Below are 12,470 nucleotides of genomic sequence, written 5' to 3'. Positions count from 1 at the left end.
CGCCCGCCGCTCTCTCCCTTCTCTCTCCCTTCACATCCCTTCGCACTCGCTCATAGCAGAGCTGTGACTGAACCGGACTGTGATCCCATCCGCCCCACCCGTAAGCTGCTGGCGCAAGAGCGGAAGATCACACCATCCGCGTTACGGGAGCCACGGGGGTTGGCCCTGCGGCGAGTTGATTGGGAGAGAGCCTCATGGCCAAGGACCTTGATGTCACATATCAGGACATGCGAGACGCGGCCAAGCACGTGGTCAAGGAGAAGGACAAGCTCAACGAGAAGCTCGACGGCCTGAAGAAGTACATCAAGCACCTCGTCGAGACGGGCTTCGTCACGAAGAGCGCCTCGAAGGCGTTCGACGAGAACTTCGACGAGTTCGTCGAGGGCGCGAAGAAGACGATCGACGGCCTGGACGGCATGGGCGACTACCTGACCAACGCCGCGGACAAGTACGAGCAGATCGACGACGAGCTGGGCAAGGCTGCGCGCAAGTAGCCGGGGACTCGGCTCCTTCGGGGCGGGGGTGGCGGGAGGATTCCGCCGTTCCCGCCCCGCCTTCGTTGTTCGCATGCGAGAACTTACGGACCACGACGCGACAGAGGGGACGGCTCGTGGGGGAGTACGCGAGGATCGACGACCTGAACGTCATCCGCGAGATGGGTGTCGGTCTTGGCAGGATCAAGGACGCGTTCGACGGACTGGACAAGCTGAAGGGCCAGTACGAGGACGACTTCGGAGAGCACGACCTGTCCTGGCAGTTCGGGGACTTCGTGGACAACTGGGACAAACACCGCGAGGAACTGGGCGACGAGATCAAGCGTCTCGGCGAGATCGCGAAGGCCGCCGCGAAGACGTACGAGAAGATCGACAGCGAGCTGGCCAAGGCGCTCCGCGACTCCGACAAGAAGAAGTCCTGATGGCCGGCGCACGCCCCAGGGACTGGCAGCCGCTCGCCGACCAGGACCCGGTTCCCGGCGACCCGGACCGCCTGGAACAGCTGGGCCGCAAGCTCCGCAAGACGGCCGACGAACTCGAACGCCAGGTACGGCACCTCAAGGCGGCTTCCGAGGTGACGTCGTGGGACAGCGACGCCGGGAAAGAGTTCCGCGAGAAGGCCAAGAAGTGCCGCGGCCGTCTGGAGGCCGCGCACAAGCGCTACAAGACGGTGGCCGATGCGGTCGGCGACCGGATCGTGGACCACGGAGCCGACTACGAGTCGAACGCCGCAGCGCCGCCCGGCAGTTACGCCACAGAACTCCACCGCGCCCAGCGGATCGCCGAGATCGCCCGGCAGGAGGCCCAGGAGGCGGAGGCCGACAAGAGCGCCGCGAAGAAGAGCCTCGACGGCCTCTCCGGGAAATCCGACAAGGGCGACGGAGCGAAGGGGGACGACAAGGGCCGCAAGGAGAAACTGGAGGACCGGGCGGAGGCCGCCGGGAAGTCCCTGGAAGCGGCCCGCGACAAGCTGAAGAAGGCGCAGAGCATCCGCGACGAGGCGGCGCGCAAGGCCCGCGATGCCATTGACGACGTCATCTCCGACGATGCGCTCAAGGATGGTTTTTGGGACGACTTCTCCCAGGTCGTGGACGTCGTGGCGAACTGGACGGAGGACATCTCCAAATGGGCCGGTATCGCCGCTCTCGCGGTCGGTTGGATTCCTATCGTCGGCCAGGGGCTGGCAGGATTTCTCGGCGCCGTCTCCATGGTGGCCACGATCGTCAACATCGCCTGTACGGCGATCCAGGTCGGTATGGGTGATGAGTCGTGGACGGCGCTCGCCACGGCCGCGGTGGGGCTGCTGATGATGGGCGTGGGCAAGGCGATGTCCAAGGTCAGCGGCAAGTACGCCAAGGGTCTCGCGGACCGCATGCAGGCCGCCAAGGACGGCAAGCTGACCGGGCGGCAGTTCAAGCGGTCCCGCCAGAAGTTCAACCGTGACGCAGGTGTCGTCAAGGGGCTCGAAAAGGGCGACATCAAGAAGTCGCTCCGTGAGCCCGTGACCGAACTCTTCAAGGGGGCGACTTGGAAGGACGCTTTCAAGGGCGGATACCGTGAGATGGGACGGACGCTGAAGGAAACCGGTAACGGCAGCTATATGAAGGGCATCGGCAAGTCGATCACCTTGGCGGACGCATCCGCGGCATCGTCACTCAGTCAAGCCAAGAACCTGGGCAAGGGCTTGGACGATGTCGGGTTCGATGTCAACAAGATGTCGCGCAGAGCGACGCAGCTCAGCTTCGCCGGAAGTGTAGTCACGGCCGGCGGCCTATTCATCGACGAGGTGTCGTGATGGAGCGGGAACAACGGAGTCCGGACGGCCGTGCATGGGGCCCCGAGGACGATTTCATCGCCGAATTCGACTTCGGCGGCGGATGGCTCGATCTCACTCTCCATGAGGGCACTCGGGCCGAAGCCAGAACACTGGCCGCACGCCTCGTGGGACAGTTCGACCCTCTGCGCCTTGGCGTCAGCAAGGCGGCGCTCCAGCAGGAACTGGAGGAACACGCCTTGTCCGTCCAGGATTCCGGGCCGATCCTGAGCGCCGTCGCGTACACGGACAGCGGCGTGTTCCTGGCGGACATGAACGTCATCGCCTACGGAGAGGACGGGGTGACGCGGCCTACCCCCGAGGAGTACCAGGGGATGCTGCTGAAGTGGTCCTACGCCGAAGTGAAGGGCGACGCCCGGATCACGGAGGTCGAACTGCCGATCGGCCCCGCCGTGAGGGTGCAGGCGGTACTGGTCGAGAAGCGACGCCTCGGCTGGGGCAAGAAGCTCAGTGAGTGTGTCCGGTACTGGGTCTGGCCGACCGGCCACGAGGAGATCCTGCTGGTCGAGGCCAGGTGGCTCAACTTCGAGCGCACGAACGAGCTGACGGACCTCGTGGACCGGGTCATGCCCTCCCTCCGCCTCGTGCCCGTCCCGCCGGAGCCCGAACCGACCCGTGCCCCCGAACCCCCCAGCGAGCTCTGACATGCCTCTCCGCACCACATGGGACACCCCGCCCAGCGACTACACGATCCTCGTCCCCGCCGGATGGTTCCAGCTGCACCTGGATCCCGACGAACGCGACCGAGGCATCGCCGCACTGGCCGACCGGCAGTTCGAAGGAATCGACAACGCGCCCGTACTCAAGGAACGCCTGATGCGGGACCTGCAGAAGCAGGCGAAGGCGGCCCATCGCGAAGGCGGTGTCGAGCTCTACATCTCGCTGCTGACCGTCGAGGGTCTCCCGCTGGCCTCCTCACTGCTCGTGAGCCTGATCCCGGACGGCTGGCCCGGCTGCGCCACGGCGCACGACCTCGCGCGCAGACTCGCGGAGACGGGGCGGCCCGCCGAAGTGCGGAGGCTGGACGCCGCGGGCGACGCCGTACGGACGGAGAAGACCGAAGCGGCCGATCCCGAGCGCCAGATGGGCAACACGCTCGCGACGACCACGGTGACGTATCACGTCCCGGTCCCCGCGAGCAGCCAGTGGCTGAACCTCACCTTCTCCACCCCCATGGAGGGCCTGGCGCCACAGATGGTGGAACTCTTCGACACCGTGGCCGGGACGCTTCACTGGGAGCAGGCGGGGGCCCTCAACGGTTGATCGACTGGATCTCCTCGACCGTGACGTCCTGGACCGCCTCGATCTTGCCGTCGGGCATGGGCTCGGCCCCGGCTTGGCCCGTGCCCGTCCAGCTGATCTCCCAGGTGAGGGAGGCCTTGAGGGGGAACGTGGAGCCGGCGGACGAGCGGCCGTAGACGATGCCGCAGGGCGGGGTCTCCTTGGACTTGCCCTTCGCGTACGGTTCGCCGATCGTCTCGCCGACGAGGGGGCACTCACCGTTCGCGGGGAGCGTGGTCGCGTCCGCGGTGCCGGGGTCGAGGGTGAGCGACTTGGGCTTCGCCGTCGTCGTCGCCTCGATCCGGAAGCCGGGGACATTGATCGCCGCCGTCGCCTTCACCTCGTCGAAGGCCGCCTTGTCGAGCCAGGCCCACGTCGGCAGCTTCACCTTGGTCGTGCCGTCGGGGGCGAGGGTGACCTTGGTCTTCGGCAGTTCCATGTGCTGGTAGGCGAGCGCCGCGAGGATCTCCGGGCTGATGGCCTCCTCGTACTGGGGCGGCGGCGCCTCGCCGTTCTCGACCCAGAAGGGAATGTCACTGCACGAGGTCCGCTTGAGGTAGTCCGGCTCGTCGGGGTTCTCGACCGCCGCCCAGAACATCCCCTCGCCGTCCTTGTCGACGTTGTAGTCCTTGTAGCCGGGCGTGTCCGTCCAGCCGTAGTCGTCCTCGTAATGACGCTGGAGCTCATTGATCGCCGCGCCCGCGTGCCCGGCCATCCCGGGCGCGCTCGCCGCGTCCTTGAGCTCCTTCGACATCTTCTTCTTGAATTCCTTGGCCCCGTATTTCGGTGCGTACCAGCAGGGCGGCGGCGTCCAGTTGACGTCGGACGACGTCACGTTGCCGCTGCCGCCGCCTTTGGCGACGGAGCCGGAGTACGTGACTTTGGCGGCGGCGTAGATGCCGCCACCGGATTTGTCGCTGCCGCCCTGCTGTTCGGTGCTTCCGCCATCGCCGTTGCTGCTGGGCTCCGCGGCGTACGCCGGGTGTGTGAGGGCGAGCGCTCCGACGGCGAGCGTCAGGGCCGCCGCGCCGGTACCGAGCGTCGTGACCCGTGATCTGTTCACTGGCATTGCTTCGCCTTCGTCTCGACGAACACCTTGGAGGCCTGCCACAGAGCGTCACCCGTGGGGTACTTGACCATCACGACCTTGAAGTGGTCGTAGTCCTTGATGCTGGGCGTGCTCTTCAGGACTTTCCCGGTCTTGACCTCTTTGCCGTAGAACTTGCTCGAGTCCACGCAGAAGGCGACCTCCACCGAATTGCCGTTCTGGGCGGAACGAGTGGTGGCCTGGTAGTGACGCCGGGTCCCGGTGGCCGTCCAGCCGCCGTCGATCCGGTTGTCGATCTGCACCTTCGCGTAGTGCAGCCCCTCGCCGGTGGAATACGCGGACACCGCCGCGTCCTTCGAGGTGCGCTTGTCGATGCCCCGATAGATCGCCCGCATGAAGTTCGCGGCGTCATCCATCGCCGCCGCCTCGTTCTTGTCCTTCGGCCTGTCCCAGTCGAAGACCAGATTCATGCTCTTCGGCAGCGATACGTCGACGCCGTCCGGCTTGTCCGCGGCCGGCGCGCCCGACGGGTCGGCCGACTTCTTCGGCTTCGCCGAACCGTCGTCGGCCCCGGCGATCTTGTCGTTGTCCTTGGAGTCACTGTCGCTCCCGCCGCCGCATCCCGTCAGAAGCAGGGCAGCGGTCGCGGCGAGCGCGGCGGTGACGGGCATGGTGCGGCGGTTCACGGTCGGCTCCCGGTGGGGCGAGGGGTGTCTCCAGCGTGCCGACGTTAACCGTGGGGTTCCGGGTTCCGCCAGGGTCGAAACTGGCTGGATAGCGGGGCGAATCGGGTGATTCCCACGGACTGTCACCGTGTCGTGACGCGGTGGGCGGTGCCCGTCGCGGGCGGCGGTCACATGGAGGTCGGGGCCAGCCGGAGCGTGCGGGCGAAGTCGTCGATGGCGTCGAAGGAGGCTTCGAGGAGGGCCGGGTCGTCGTAGTGCCCCTTGAGGACCAGGTCGATGTCGTGGGTCGGGTCGTTCCACGCGTACGTGACGGAGAGCATGAGTTCTCCGTCGGGGCCGGTCCAGCTGCGCAGGCAGCGCAGCCCCTCGCCGAAGTGGGGGGAGACGAAAGGCGCAGTCTCCACTCGCTGCCCCGGAGCGGCCGAAGAGTCGGGGACGGCCAGCATGTTCAGGTGTTCGGTGCTGTGGGCCTCGTCGCAGGCGAACTGCTTGGTGAAGAGGACCAGCGGTGCGGCCTGCGGCGGCATCGGGCCGAAGACGAACGCCTGCTCCGCACCGATCCGGTCGCGCAGCATCGCGGCCGAGCCCTCGAGGAACTTCTTCATCTGCCGCTTCTCGCGCCAGGTGAGCTTGCGCTGATGGACCAGGCCGACCGCGTCGAGCTGCATGTCCAGCCACTGCGCGAACTCCGACTTGCTGTCGGTGAGCGGCATGTGGAACCACACGCCCGGGTCGGAATCGGTCTCGACGATCAGCATGCGTAGCTCCATCGGAAGGTGGTCATCACCGCGTCGAAGAGTTCGACCAGGGTCTCGGTGAACTCGGTCTCCATGCCGGTTGCGATCAGCGTGCTGAAGGAGAACGTCAGCCACTGCGCGGGGGTGCTGTCGGGGATCGGCACGGTGTACTGCACTTGCCAGGACGGCACCTCGACTCCCTTGTCGGGATCGGCATGCAGCTTCTGCAGGGTGCGTACGGCAGCGGTTCCGTCGAGCTCGTGGACCGATGCGTCCTCGGAGTCGCGTGCCAGGTCTCGGAGCACGTCCTCGGGGCCGATGTCCGGCCGCGGGGCGGCCAGCGGCTCGGAGGCGACGAAGGAGGCGGGAATGATCACGCCATGCATGGGCTCGACGGGAAGATAGAGGGTCAGGCCGTCGGACTTCCGGGCTCGCCGAACCGTCTCCTTCAGCTCCTTCGTGAGCTGCAGCCGCGCCTTTGGGATGTCGTCCTTCGGAAACCCCGCCGGGAGTTGCGCCACGGACTTCCGCACGATCCGCTGGATCGCCTCCCTGGTTCCGAGCTGGAGAGGAATGGTGTCCCAGCCGGGTGGCGGCACGATGTTGAACCCATTGGGCACACGGGCAGATCCGGTGATGCTCTCCGGCCGGGGCGTCGGATTCTCAGGGTGTTGCACTGCGCTTCCGCATCTTCTCTGCGACCGACGTCGCGCCGACCAATACGGTGAACAGGGGGGCTCCGATGATTCCCGGCCAGAAGGAGCTGAAGAGACTGGGCAGCAGGAGAGCCCAGCCCATGGCGAGATCACGGGTCAACAGCGGGGGGCGCGTGCTGGGCACGGGATTCCTGATCAGGATCCACACCAGGTTGAGCAGGCATCCGGTCAGTAGTGCCCAGTAGATCCAGAACAGGGCATCACGGCCGCCGTCCGGCAACAGAAGTGCGATACCGATCAGCGGGACGATCGACACCAGTGCTCCGATGATGGTCACGCGCACTCTGAAATTGGGCCCCGTGCCCAATTGTTCTCTGAGAGAGTCGGCCATTTCTCCTGCTTTCTGTGCCGCGTCGACGGTGCCCCGGTGGTGCATCCGAGTTCTCACCAGTGAGTGTCGGGGGCGGGCATCCAGCCGCTTTCTTTCCAGGTGTTGTAGTCCTCGTTGTACGGCTTGTCCCCGGGCACCAGGCCCTGCTGGTCCAGCCAGCCGATGGAGTCGCTCTTGCTCAGCGATTTGTCCACGACATCGACGCCCATGCCACCGTACGCGGCACCCATGGATGCCACGTATCCAGCGTGGCCGAGCTTGGACGCGCCTCCCGCGACGGCGTCGGGGAAGGCACCCTTGTTGGAGCGGAGCTGGCCGAGGAGCCCGGCCGCCTCGTCGTCACCGAGGTGCAGCCACTTGGAGGCCGTGGATACCTCGGTCGGGCCCTTGGCCACCAGCCCGTGTCCCTGGAGATCTTCTTCAGGGTGAAGCGGCGAAGGTCCGAGAAGAACTTCCGGGACACGTCGTCCTGTGCACCGGACATGGCCCTGCTCAGGTCGTTCAGCATTCCCTTGTGCGACCTGAGGCCCGCCTTGAGTCCCGCGGTCCGGCTGGTCTGAGCGGCGGCACTGGTGACCTTGTTCGCGCCCTTGAGCATTCTGATGCCACCGCGTCCGATGCCCATGAGGAGCAGACCGCCGATGTCGAAGGCCAGATCGGTCCAGGACGCGTCCCCGGAGGCGACCAGCATGGATCTCGTCAGGATGGTGAGGATGGCGATGCCGAGGACCAGGGCGTTCAGACCGGGGATCCAGATGGCGACGATGCCGGCGATGGTCGCGATCCAACCGAGTCCATCGAGGACCGTCTTGATCCAGTCCGCGTTGTCGTGGAACCACCCCTTGAGGTCGTCCCACCACGAGTCCTCGATGACGTCGTCGATCTCGCCCTTGATCTTGCCCGCATGGTGGCCGGCGCGGGTGTCGCGGTCGCTGGTGATGCCGGCCAGCTGGTTGCGGTACTCCTGCAGCGGATCGTGATCCGTCCCGCCGGCCGACGGCTTCGGGGTCTCCTTGCCGCCGGAGTCGACCTTCTTGGCCTTCTCCGTCTCGAGTTCGTCCTGCTTCTCCTTGGCCCGGCGCAGGACGTCGTCCGCTTCGGTCTGGAAGCCCTCCAACTCGTTCGCCCAGCTGGTCAGGTGCCCGTGGACCCGCTCGTAGCGGCCTGCCACCTCCCGCATGTGCTTCTCCAGAGTGGAGGAGTCCTCACGCAGCCGCTTGACGTACTTCCCCTTGAGGTTGTCTCCTCGCTCAGGGTCTTGAGGTTCTTGGCCTGGGCGCGAAGCTTCTCGGCGACCGAGAGCATGTGCTTGACCTCGTCGCGGATCTCCTCCGGGTCTCCGGGCACCGGGTCGGAGTCGCGGAGCGGGTGCCAGTCGGCCGGGCGTCGCTTGGATGTCGCTGTGGTCACTTCTTCGGCTTCTTCTCGTCGCGCCTGCCCAGTTGTTTCTCGAGATCCCCGAATGCCTTCTTCGTGCCGGACACGAGCTTGCCGACCGAGTCGAGGCCTTCGATGAGCTTGGTGCGGTAGTCGTCCCAGTTGTCGACGAACTGTGCCATCGCGTCGGCGATCTCGCTGGACCCCCAGTGCTTGTCCATCTCGTCGCGGCGCTTCTCGATGTCCTCGAACGTCTTCTTGAGCTGCCCGAGCTTGCGCTCCGAATCCGTGAGGAAGTCGAAGTCGACCGTCAAGTCTGGTCCTGACACTGCGGACTCTCTCCCCGTGCGGCGCCTCCAACGGGACGACGCTATCCAGCGGACCGCCGAGGCTGCCACGGGAGAAAGCCGGGCAAGTTCGGAAATGTCGACGACCGTCACTGTGTCGTAATGCGAAGTGGGCGGGCGGAAAGGTTCGTTCTGACTTGGTAATTCAGGTATCAGGTGTTCGGCATCCGTTTGCCAGTGCGACTCGCGTGGCGAAGGTGGGGAGGTGGATGAGTGGTGATAGCTTCGCTCTACATGCTTGTAGTAGTTCGGCGTGGGGCCGTGGTCCAGAACTGACGGGGGGTTTCAGGTGAGCGTTCCGGACTTGTCCGTCGACATCACCCTGCTCAAGTCGACGGAGAAGCAACTCCACTCCATCAAGAACGAGTTCGACGGTATCGACGAGTGGAAGAAGGAGCTCAGGGGGGTTGTCGGGGAGGAGCGCATGGTTGAGGCCATGTCGACCTTCGTGGACAACTGGGACCGGCACCGCGGCAAGCTCGTCGAGCAGATCGAGGAGATCGGCGGCTGGGTCGAGTCGACGCGGAAGACCTTCGAGAAGGCCGATCTCGATCTCGCGGAGGCCGCGCGGAAGCGGAAGAAGGAGCGGCACAAGTCCGGTGCCGGGGAGGGGGAGTAGCCGTGTCGCGCGCCTCACTGGACTGGCACCCGCTCGCCGACAGCGACCCGGTGCCCGGCTCGCCCAAGGCCATCGACGAAGAAGTCGAGCACATGACCGGCGTCGCGAAGAAGCTGCGCGACCAGGCGGAGAAGCTCCGCAGGATCGCCAGGAAGGACGGCCTGAAGGGCAAGTACTCGGACCGGTTGACCGAGGGCGCGGGTGAGCTCGGCGAGAGGCTGGACCAGACCGCGGAGCGGTACGAAGGCGTCCGGAAGCACCTCTCGGACTGGTCCGAGCAGCTGCGGATCGTCCAGTCCGCCGCCGAGGACGCCCGCCTGCTCGCCAAGAGCGACGAGGAGCAGGCCAAGGAGGATCTGAAGACGGCCACCGAGCGCTACCACGAGCGGGCCGACGAGCTGGCCACCCTGATCGAGAACGCCATCGACGACGACCCCCTCACCGACAGCTGGTGGGACGACGTCAAGGACTGGATCGACAAGAACGCCGGCTGGCTGAAGGTCGTCATCGAGATCGCCAGTTACGTCGCCACCGCGCTCGCCATCGCGGCGATCTTCATCTCCGGCATCGGGATCGGGGTGGTCCTCGCCGCGGGAATCGCGGTCCTTGTGGCGAGAGTGGTGATGGCCGCGGCGGGGCAGGGCTCCTGGGCCGACGTCGCCCTCGACGTCTTCGCGCTGGCGACCATGGGGCTCGGCCGCGGTGCGGTGTCGGGCCTGAAGGCCGGCCAGGCCGCCACCCGGCTCGCCGCCGGGCAGGGCGCCAAGAAGGCCGCCGCGGGCGCGGCCAAGAACAGCATGAACAAGGTGTACGGGCAGGCCGGGCGCACGCTGGCCAGCAAGAGCGCCACCAAGGCGCAGAAGCGCGCCGCGCGCGCAGCCATCGAGCAGGCCGACGCCGTGGCCGCCAAGGCCGGCGCGGGCGCCGAGAAGCTGGCCGCCAAGGCGCCGGTGCCCAAGGCGAGCAGGATGGACATCGTCAGGGCGGGCGGCGACAAGGACGCGGCCGTGGCGTACAAGGACATGATGAGGATGCGGGGCGCCCACGCGGGCAACGACGCCGTCCACGCCGCCAGCCGGGGCGCCGAGAGCCAACTCCGCCTCAACCAGCAGGTCTTCCTCTCCGGCCAGGGCATCGACCTGGGCGGCAAGGCCCTCGGGTCGAGCGACACGGTGGACAAGCCGTACTTCGAGCCGTTCCAGGCCTACAAGAACGAGTACACCGCCGAAGTGGGGTCCTCCTGGTGAACATGAGCCGAGGGGAACGTCGCGAGCCCGGCGAGCGCTACTTCGCCGCGCTCGACCGCGACCGCGCGGAGCGGGAGCGCGTGGCCGAGGAGGCGGAGCGCGCCTACGCCAGGGACGTCGGCGTGGTGCGCGTGATCTCGATGGTGCCCCCGCTCCTGTACTGCACGTCCATGATCGCGGGCGCCGCCTCGGAGGACGTCTCGCTGTTCGTCCTGCGGTACGTGCTGGGGCCCTTGGGCGTCGTCGCCACGGCCTTCGTGATCTGGCTGATCCTGAAGTACGAACGCTCGCCCCGGCGCGACTTCGGGGTGCCGGTGGTGGTCTTCGGCGCGGCCCTCCTGAACGGCCTGACCGGCTTCGCCACGGGGTCGGTCGTCTACGTACTCGTACCGCTCCTCGCACCGCTCACCCAATGGGCGCTGCCCACACTCCGCACCCTGCCGAAGGCCCGACGACGTGACTGACCGCACCGCCACCGCCCCCCGCGGCTACCAGCTGATCCTGCCGCCCGAATGGGCCCGCATACCGATGCGGACCGGCACCGAAGAGGCGATCCGCGCCCTCGTCGACGACGCGTTCGCGACGCTGCCCGCGGACGCGCCGCGGGACAAGGTCGGGCCGTACCGGCGGGAACTGGAGCGGCGTCTGAAGGACGCCGTGCAGGAGGCCCGCAAGGCCGAGGCGCTCGACCTCTATCTCCCGGTCGAGCGCATGCACGGCATCGCCGTCCCCGCGTCGATCGTCGTCTCGGAGATGAAGTTCCCGGACGAGGTGGCCGTCGACCCGTCCGCGGTCTCGCGCCGTCTGCTGGAATCGCCGGGCCGGGCGGGCGAGGCCACGGTTGTGGACGTCGACGGCGTGAGCGCGGTCCGTACGGAACGCACGGTCGCCGCCGGGGGACCGGGTGGCGGCGAGCTCGCCTCACGTCGCGTGGACTACGTGGTTCCCGTGCCGGGCGATCCCGGGCGCTGGCTCGGTGTCGTCTTCTCGACGCTCGCCGAGGGCGTCGAGGAGATCGAGTCCGCCGAGTCCGCCGAGTCCGCCGAGTACGCCGAGTACGCGGATCTGTTCGTGGAGCTGTTCGACGCGATGATGTGCACCTTCCGATGGAGTCGCCCGTGAGCCGGCCGCATGTGGACTACGACACCGACCTGTGGATGCAGATCCCGAACTCCTGGGAGGGCACCCCGTGGAAGGGCCCCAAGGAGTGGGGCCGCGACCTGTCCGCGGCGTGGTGGGGCGACAGCGGCCTGGAGCCGAGCCGCAAGGACCTCAAGATCCTGGCGGCGACGCTCCGTTCCTGCGCCGAGCGCTTTCCGTTGAGCCACCCCGGGTTCGACGTATACCTCCACCTGCCCGACCCGCGCCTGATGCCGCTGCCGGTGTACGTCGCCTCGATCGAGGCGGAGGGCGACCGGGACGAGAGCCTGCGGGCCCTGGTCACCACGGACGACCCGGACCTCGTCGAGAAGCCGATCGTGGAGGACTTCACCAGCGACTTGCTCGGCACGGGCCTGCGTTCCCTGCGCTACACGCAGCTGCCGCGCGCGGAGTCGGAGGGCGGCACGCTCGTCGCGGGCGTGCGCTACGCCTGGCGTCACGAGGCGAGCGCATGCGACGTCGTGGTCATCGTGTCCGCCCCCGACCCGCGACGGGTGCTGGGCGCCATGGACGACCTCGACGATTTCGTGCATCGGATCGGCATGCCGGGGCCGGGGCCGGGGCCCGGGGAGGCGCAGGGGCCGTCGTGAAG

The 12,470-nt window shown here is 67.2% G+C and carries 18 protein-coding genes; 10 read left to right on the top strand and 8 right to left on the bottom strand.

What is annotated here, in order from left to right; translation table 11 throughout:
* The first annotated feature begins 194 nt into the window (after positions 1–194).
* The 5 genes from DEJ48_RS16610 (at position 195) to DEJ48_RS16590 (ending at position 3,591) form a co-directional block, all read left to right on the top strand.
* Positions 195–494 (top strand): WXG100 family type VII secretion target, encoded by a 300-nt coding sequence (locus tag DEJ48_RS16610; RefSeq protein WP_150185642.1) that lies wholly within the window; start codon positions 195–197, stop codon positions 492–494.
* 116 nt (positions 495–610) lie between these two features.
* Positions 611–916, top strand: coding sequence for a hypothetical protein (locus tag DEJ48_RS16605; protein ID WP_150216945.1), 306 nt, complete (start codon positions 611–613; stop codon positions 914–916).
* Positions 916–2,289 (top strand): hypothetical protein, encoded by a 1,374-nt coding sequence (locus tag DEJ48_RS16600; protein WP_150216944.1) that lies wholly within the window; start codon positions 916–918, stop codon positions 2,287–2,289. Before DEJ48_RS16605 ends, DEJ48_RS16600 begins: the two co-directional genes overlap by 1 nt.
* Complete coding sequence (locus DEJ48_RS16595) at positions 2,289–2,972, top strand: hypothetical protein (RefSeq protein ID WP_150216943.1); 684 nt, start codon at positions 2,289–2,291, stop codon at positions 2,970–2,972. The genes DEJ48_RS16600 and DEJ48_RS16595 overlap by 1 nt, the downstream gene beginning before the upstream one ends.
* Before the next feature lies 1 nt (position 2,973).
* The gene (locus DEJ48_RS16590) at positions 2,974–3,591 is read left to right on the top strand and encodes a hypothetical protein (RefSeq protein ID WP_150216942.1); all 618 of its coding nucleotides are present in this window, start codon (positions 2,974–2,976) and stop codon (positions 3,589–3,591) included.
* Here DEJ48_RS16590 and DEJ48_RS16585 read toward each other — a convergent pair.
* The 8 genes from DEJ48_RS16585 to DEJ48_RS16555 form a co-directional block, all read right to left on the bottom strand.
* The gene (locus tag DEJ48_RS16585) at positions 3,581–4,678 is read right to left on the bottom strand and encodes a hypothetical protein (RefSeq protein WP_150216941.1); all 1,098 of its coding nucleotides are present in this window, start codon (positions 4,676–4,678) and stop codon (positions 3,581–3,583) included. The genes DEJ48_RS16590 and DEJ48_RS16585 overlap by 11 nt on opposite strands.
* Complete coding sequence (locus DEJ48_RS16580; protein WP_190537451.1) at positions 4,669–5,343, bottom strand: hypothetical protein; 675 nt, start codon at positions 5,341–5,343, stop codon at positions 4,669–4,671. Before DEJ48_RS16580 ends, DEJ48_RS16585 begins: the two co-directional genes overlap by 10 nt.
* A 167-nt stretch (positions 5,344–5,510) precedes the next feature.
* Entirely contained in the window at positions 5,511–6,101 is a 591-nt protein-coding gene (locus DEJ48_RS16575) for a hypothetical protein (protein ID WP_150216940.1), read from the bottom strand.
* On the bottom strand, positions 6,095–6,700 hold the full coding sequence (locus DEJ48_RS16570) for a hypothetical protein (RefSeq protein ID WP_150216939.1): 606 nt from the start codon (positions 6,698–6,700) through the stop codon (positions 6,095–6,097). Before DEJ48_RS16570 ends, DEJ48_RS16575 begins: the two co-directional genes overlap by 7 nt.
* 43 nt (positions 6,701–6,743) lie before the next feature.
* A complete protein-coding gene (locus DEJ48_RS16565) occupies positions 6,744–7,073 on the bottom strand; it encodes a hypothetical protein (protein ID WP_150216938.1) in 330 nt (109 codons plus the stop codon).
* A 107-nt stretch (positions 7,074–7,180) separates the two neighbouring features.
* On the bottom strand, positions 7,181–7,336 hold the full coding sequence (locus DEJ48_RS40340; RefSeq protein WP_223832071.1) for a hypothetical protein: 156 nt from the start codon (positions 7,334–7,336) through the stop codon (positions 7,181–7,183).
* Complete coding sequence (locus DEJ48_RS16560) at positions 7,306–8,307, bottom strand: hypothetical protein (protein WP_223832070.1); 1,002 nt, start codon at positions 8,305–8,307, stop codon at positions 7,306–7,308. Before DEJ48_RS16560 ends, DEJ48_RS40340 begins: the two co-directional genes overlap by 31 nt.
* 226 nt (positions 8,308–8,533) lie before the next feature.
* Entirely contained in the window at positions 8,534–8,833 is a 300-nt protein-coding gene (locus DEJ48_RS16555) for a hypothetical protein (RefSeq protein WP_150216937.1), read from the bottom strand.
* 322 nt (positions 8,834–9,155) lie between these two features.
* Between DEJ48_RS16555 and DEJ48_RS16550 the strand changes: the two genes are divergently transcribed.
* Genes DEJ48_RS16550 through DEJ48_RS16530 form a run of 5 tightly spaced genes read left to right on the top strand, consistent with a single transcriptional unit; the run spans position 9,156 to position 12,468 of the window.
* The gene (locus DEJ48_RS16550) at positions 9,156–9,470 is read left to right on the top strand and encodes a hypothetical protein (protein WP_223832069.1); all 315 of its coding nucleotides are present in this window, start codon (positions 9,156–9,158) and stop codon (positions 9,468–9,470) included.
* A gap of 2 nt (positions 9,471–9,472) precedes the next feature.
* The gene (locus tag DEJ48_RS16545) at positions 9,473–10,717 is read left to right on the top strand and encodes a hypothetical protein (RefSeq protein WP_150216935.1); all 1,245 of its coding nucleotides are present in this window, start codon (positions 9,473–9,475) and stop codon (positions 10,715–10,717) included.
* Between the two features lie 2 nt (positions 10,718–10,719).
* Positions 10,720–11,181 (top strand): hypothetical protein, encoded by a 462-nt coding sequence (locus DEJ48_RS16540; protein ID WP_150216933.1) that lies wholly within the window; start codon positions 10,720–10,722, stop codon positions 11,179–11,181.
* Positions 11,174–11,839 (top strand): hypothetical protein, encoded by a 666-nt coding sequence (locus tag DEJ48_RS16535; RefSeq protein ID WP_150216932.1) that lies wholly within the window; start codon positions 11,174–11,176, stop codon positions 11,837–11,839. The genes DEJ48_RS16540 and DEJ48_RS16535 overlap by 8 nt, the downstream gene beginning before the upstream one ends.
* On the top strand, positions 11,836–12,468 hold the full coding sequence (locus tag DEJ48_RS16530; protein ID WP_150216930.1) for a hypothetical protein: 633 nt from the start codon (positions 11,836–11,838) through the stop codon (positions 12,466–12,468). The genes DEJ48_RS16535 and DEJ48_RS16530 overlap by 4 nt, the downstream gene beginning before the upstream one ends.
* The last annotated feature ends 2 nt before the right edge of the window (positions 12,469–12,470 follow it).

It is taken from the genome of Streptomyces venezuelae, assembly GCF_008642315.1.
Classification (GTDB): domain Bacteria; phylum Actinomycetota; class Actinomycetes; order Streptomycetales; family Streptomycetaceae; genus Streptomyces; species Streptomyces venezuelae_D.
This window is presented reverse-complemented; position numbering and strand designations above follow the sequence as displayed.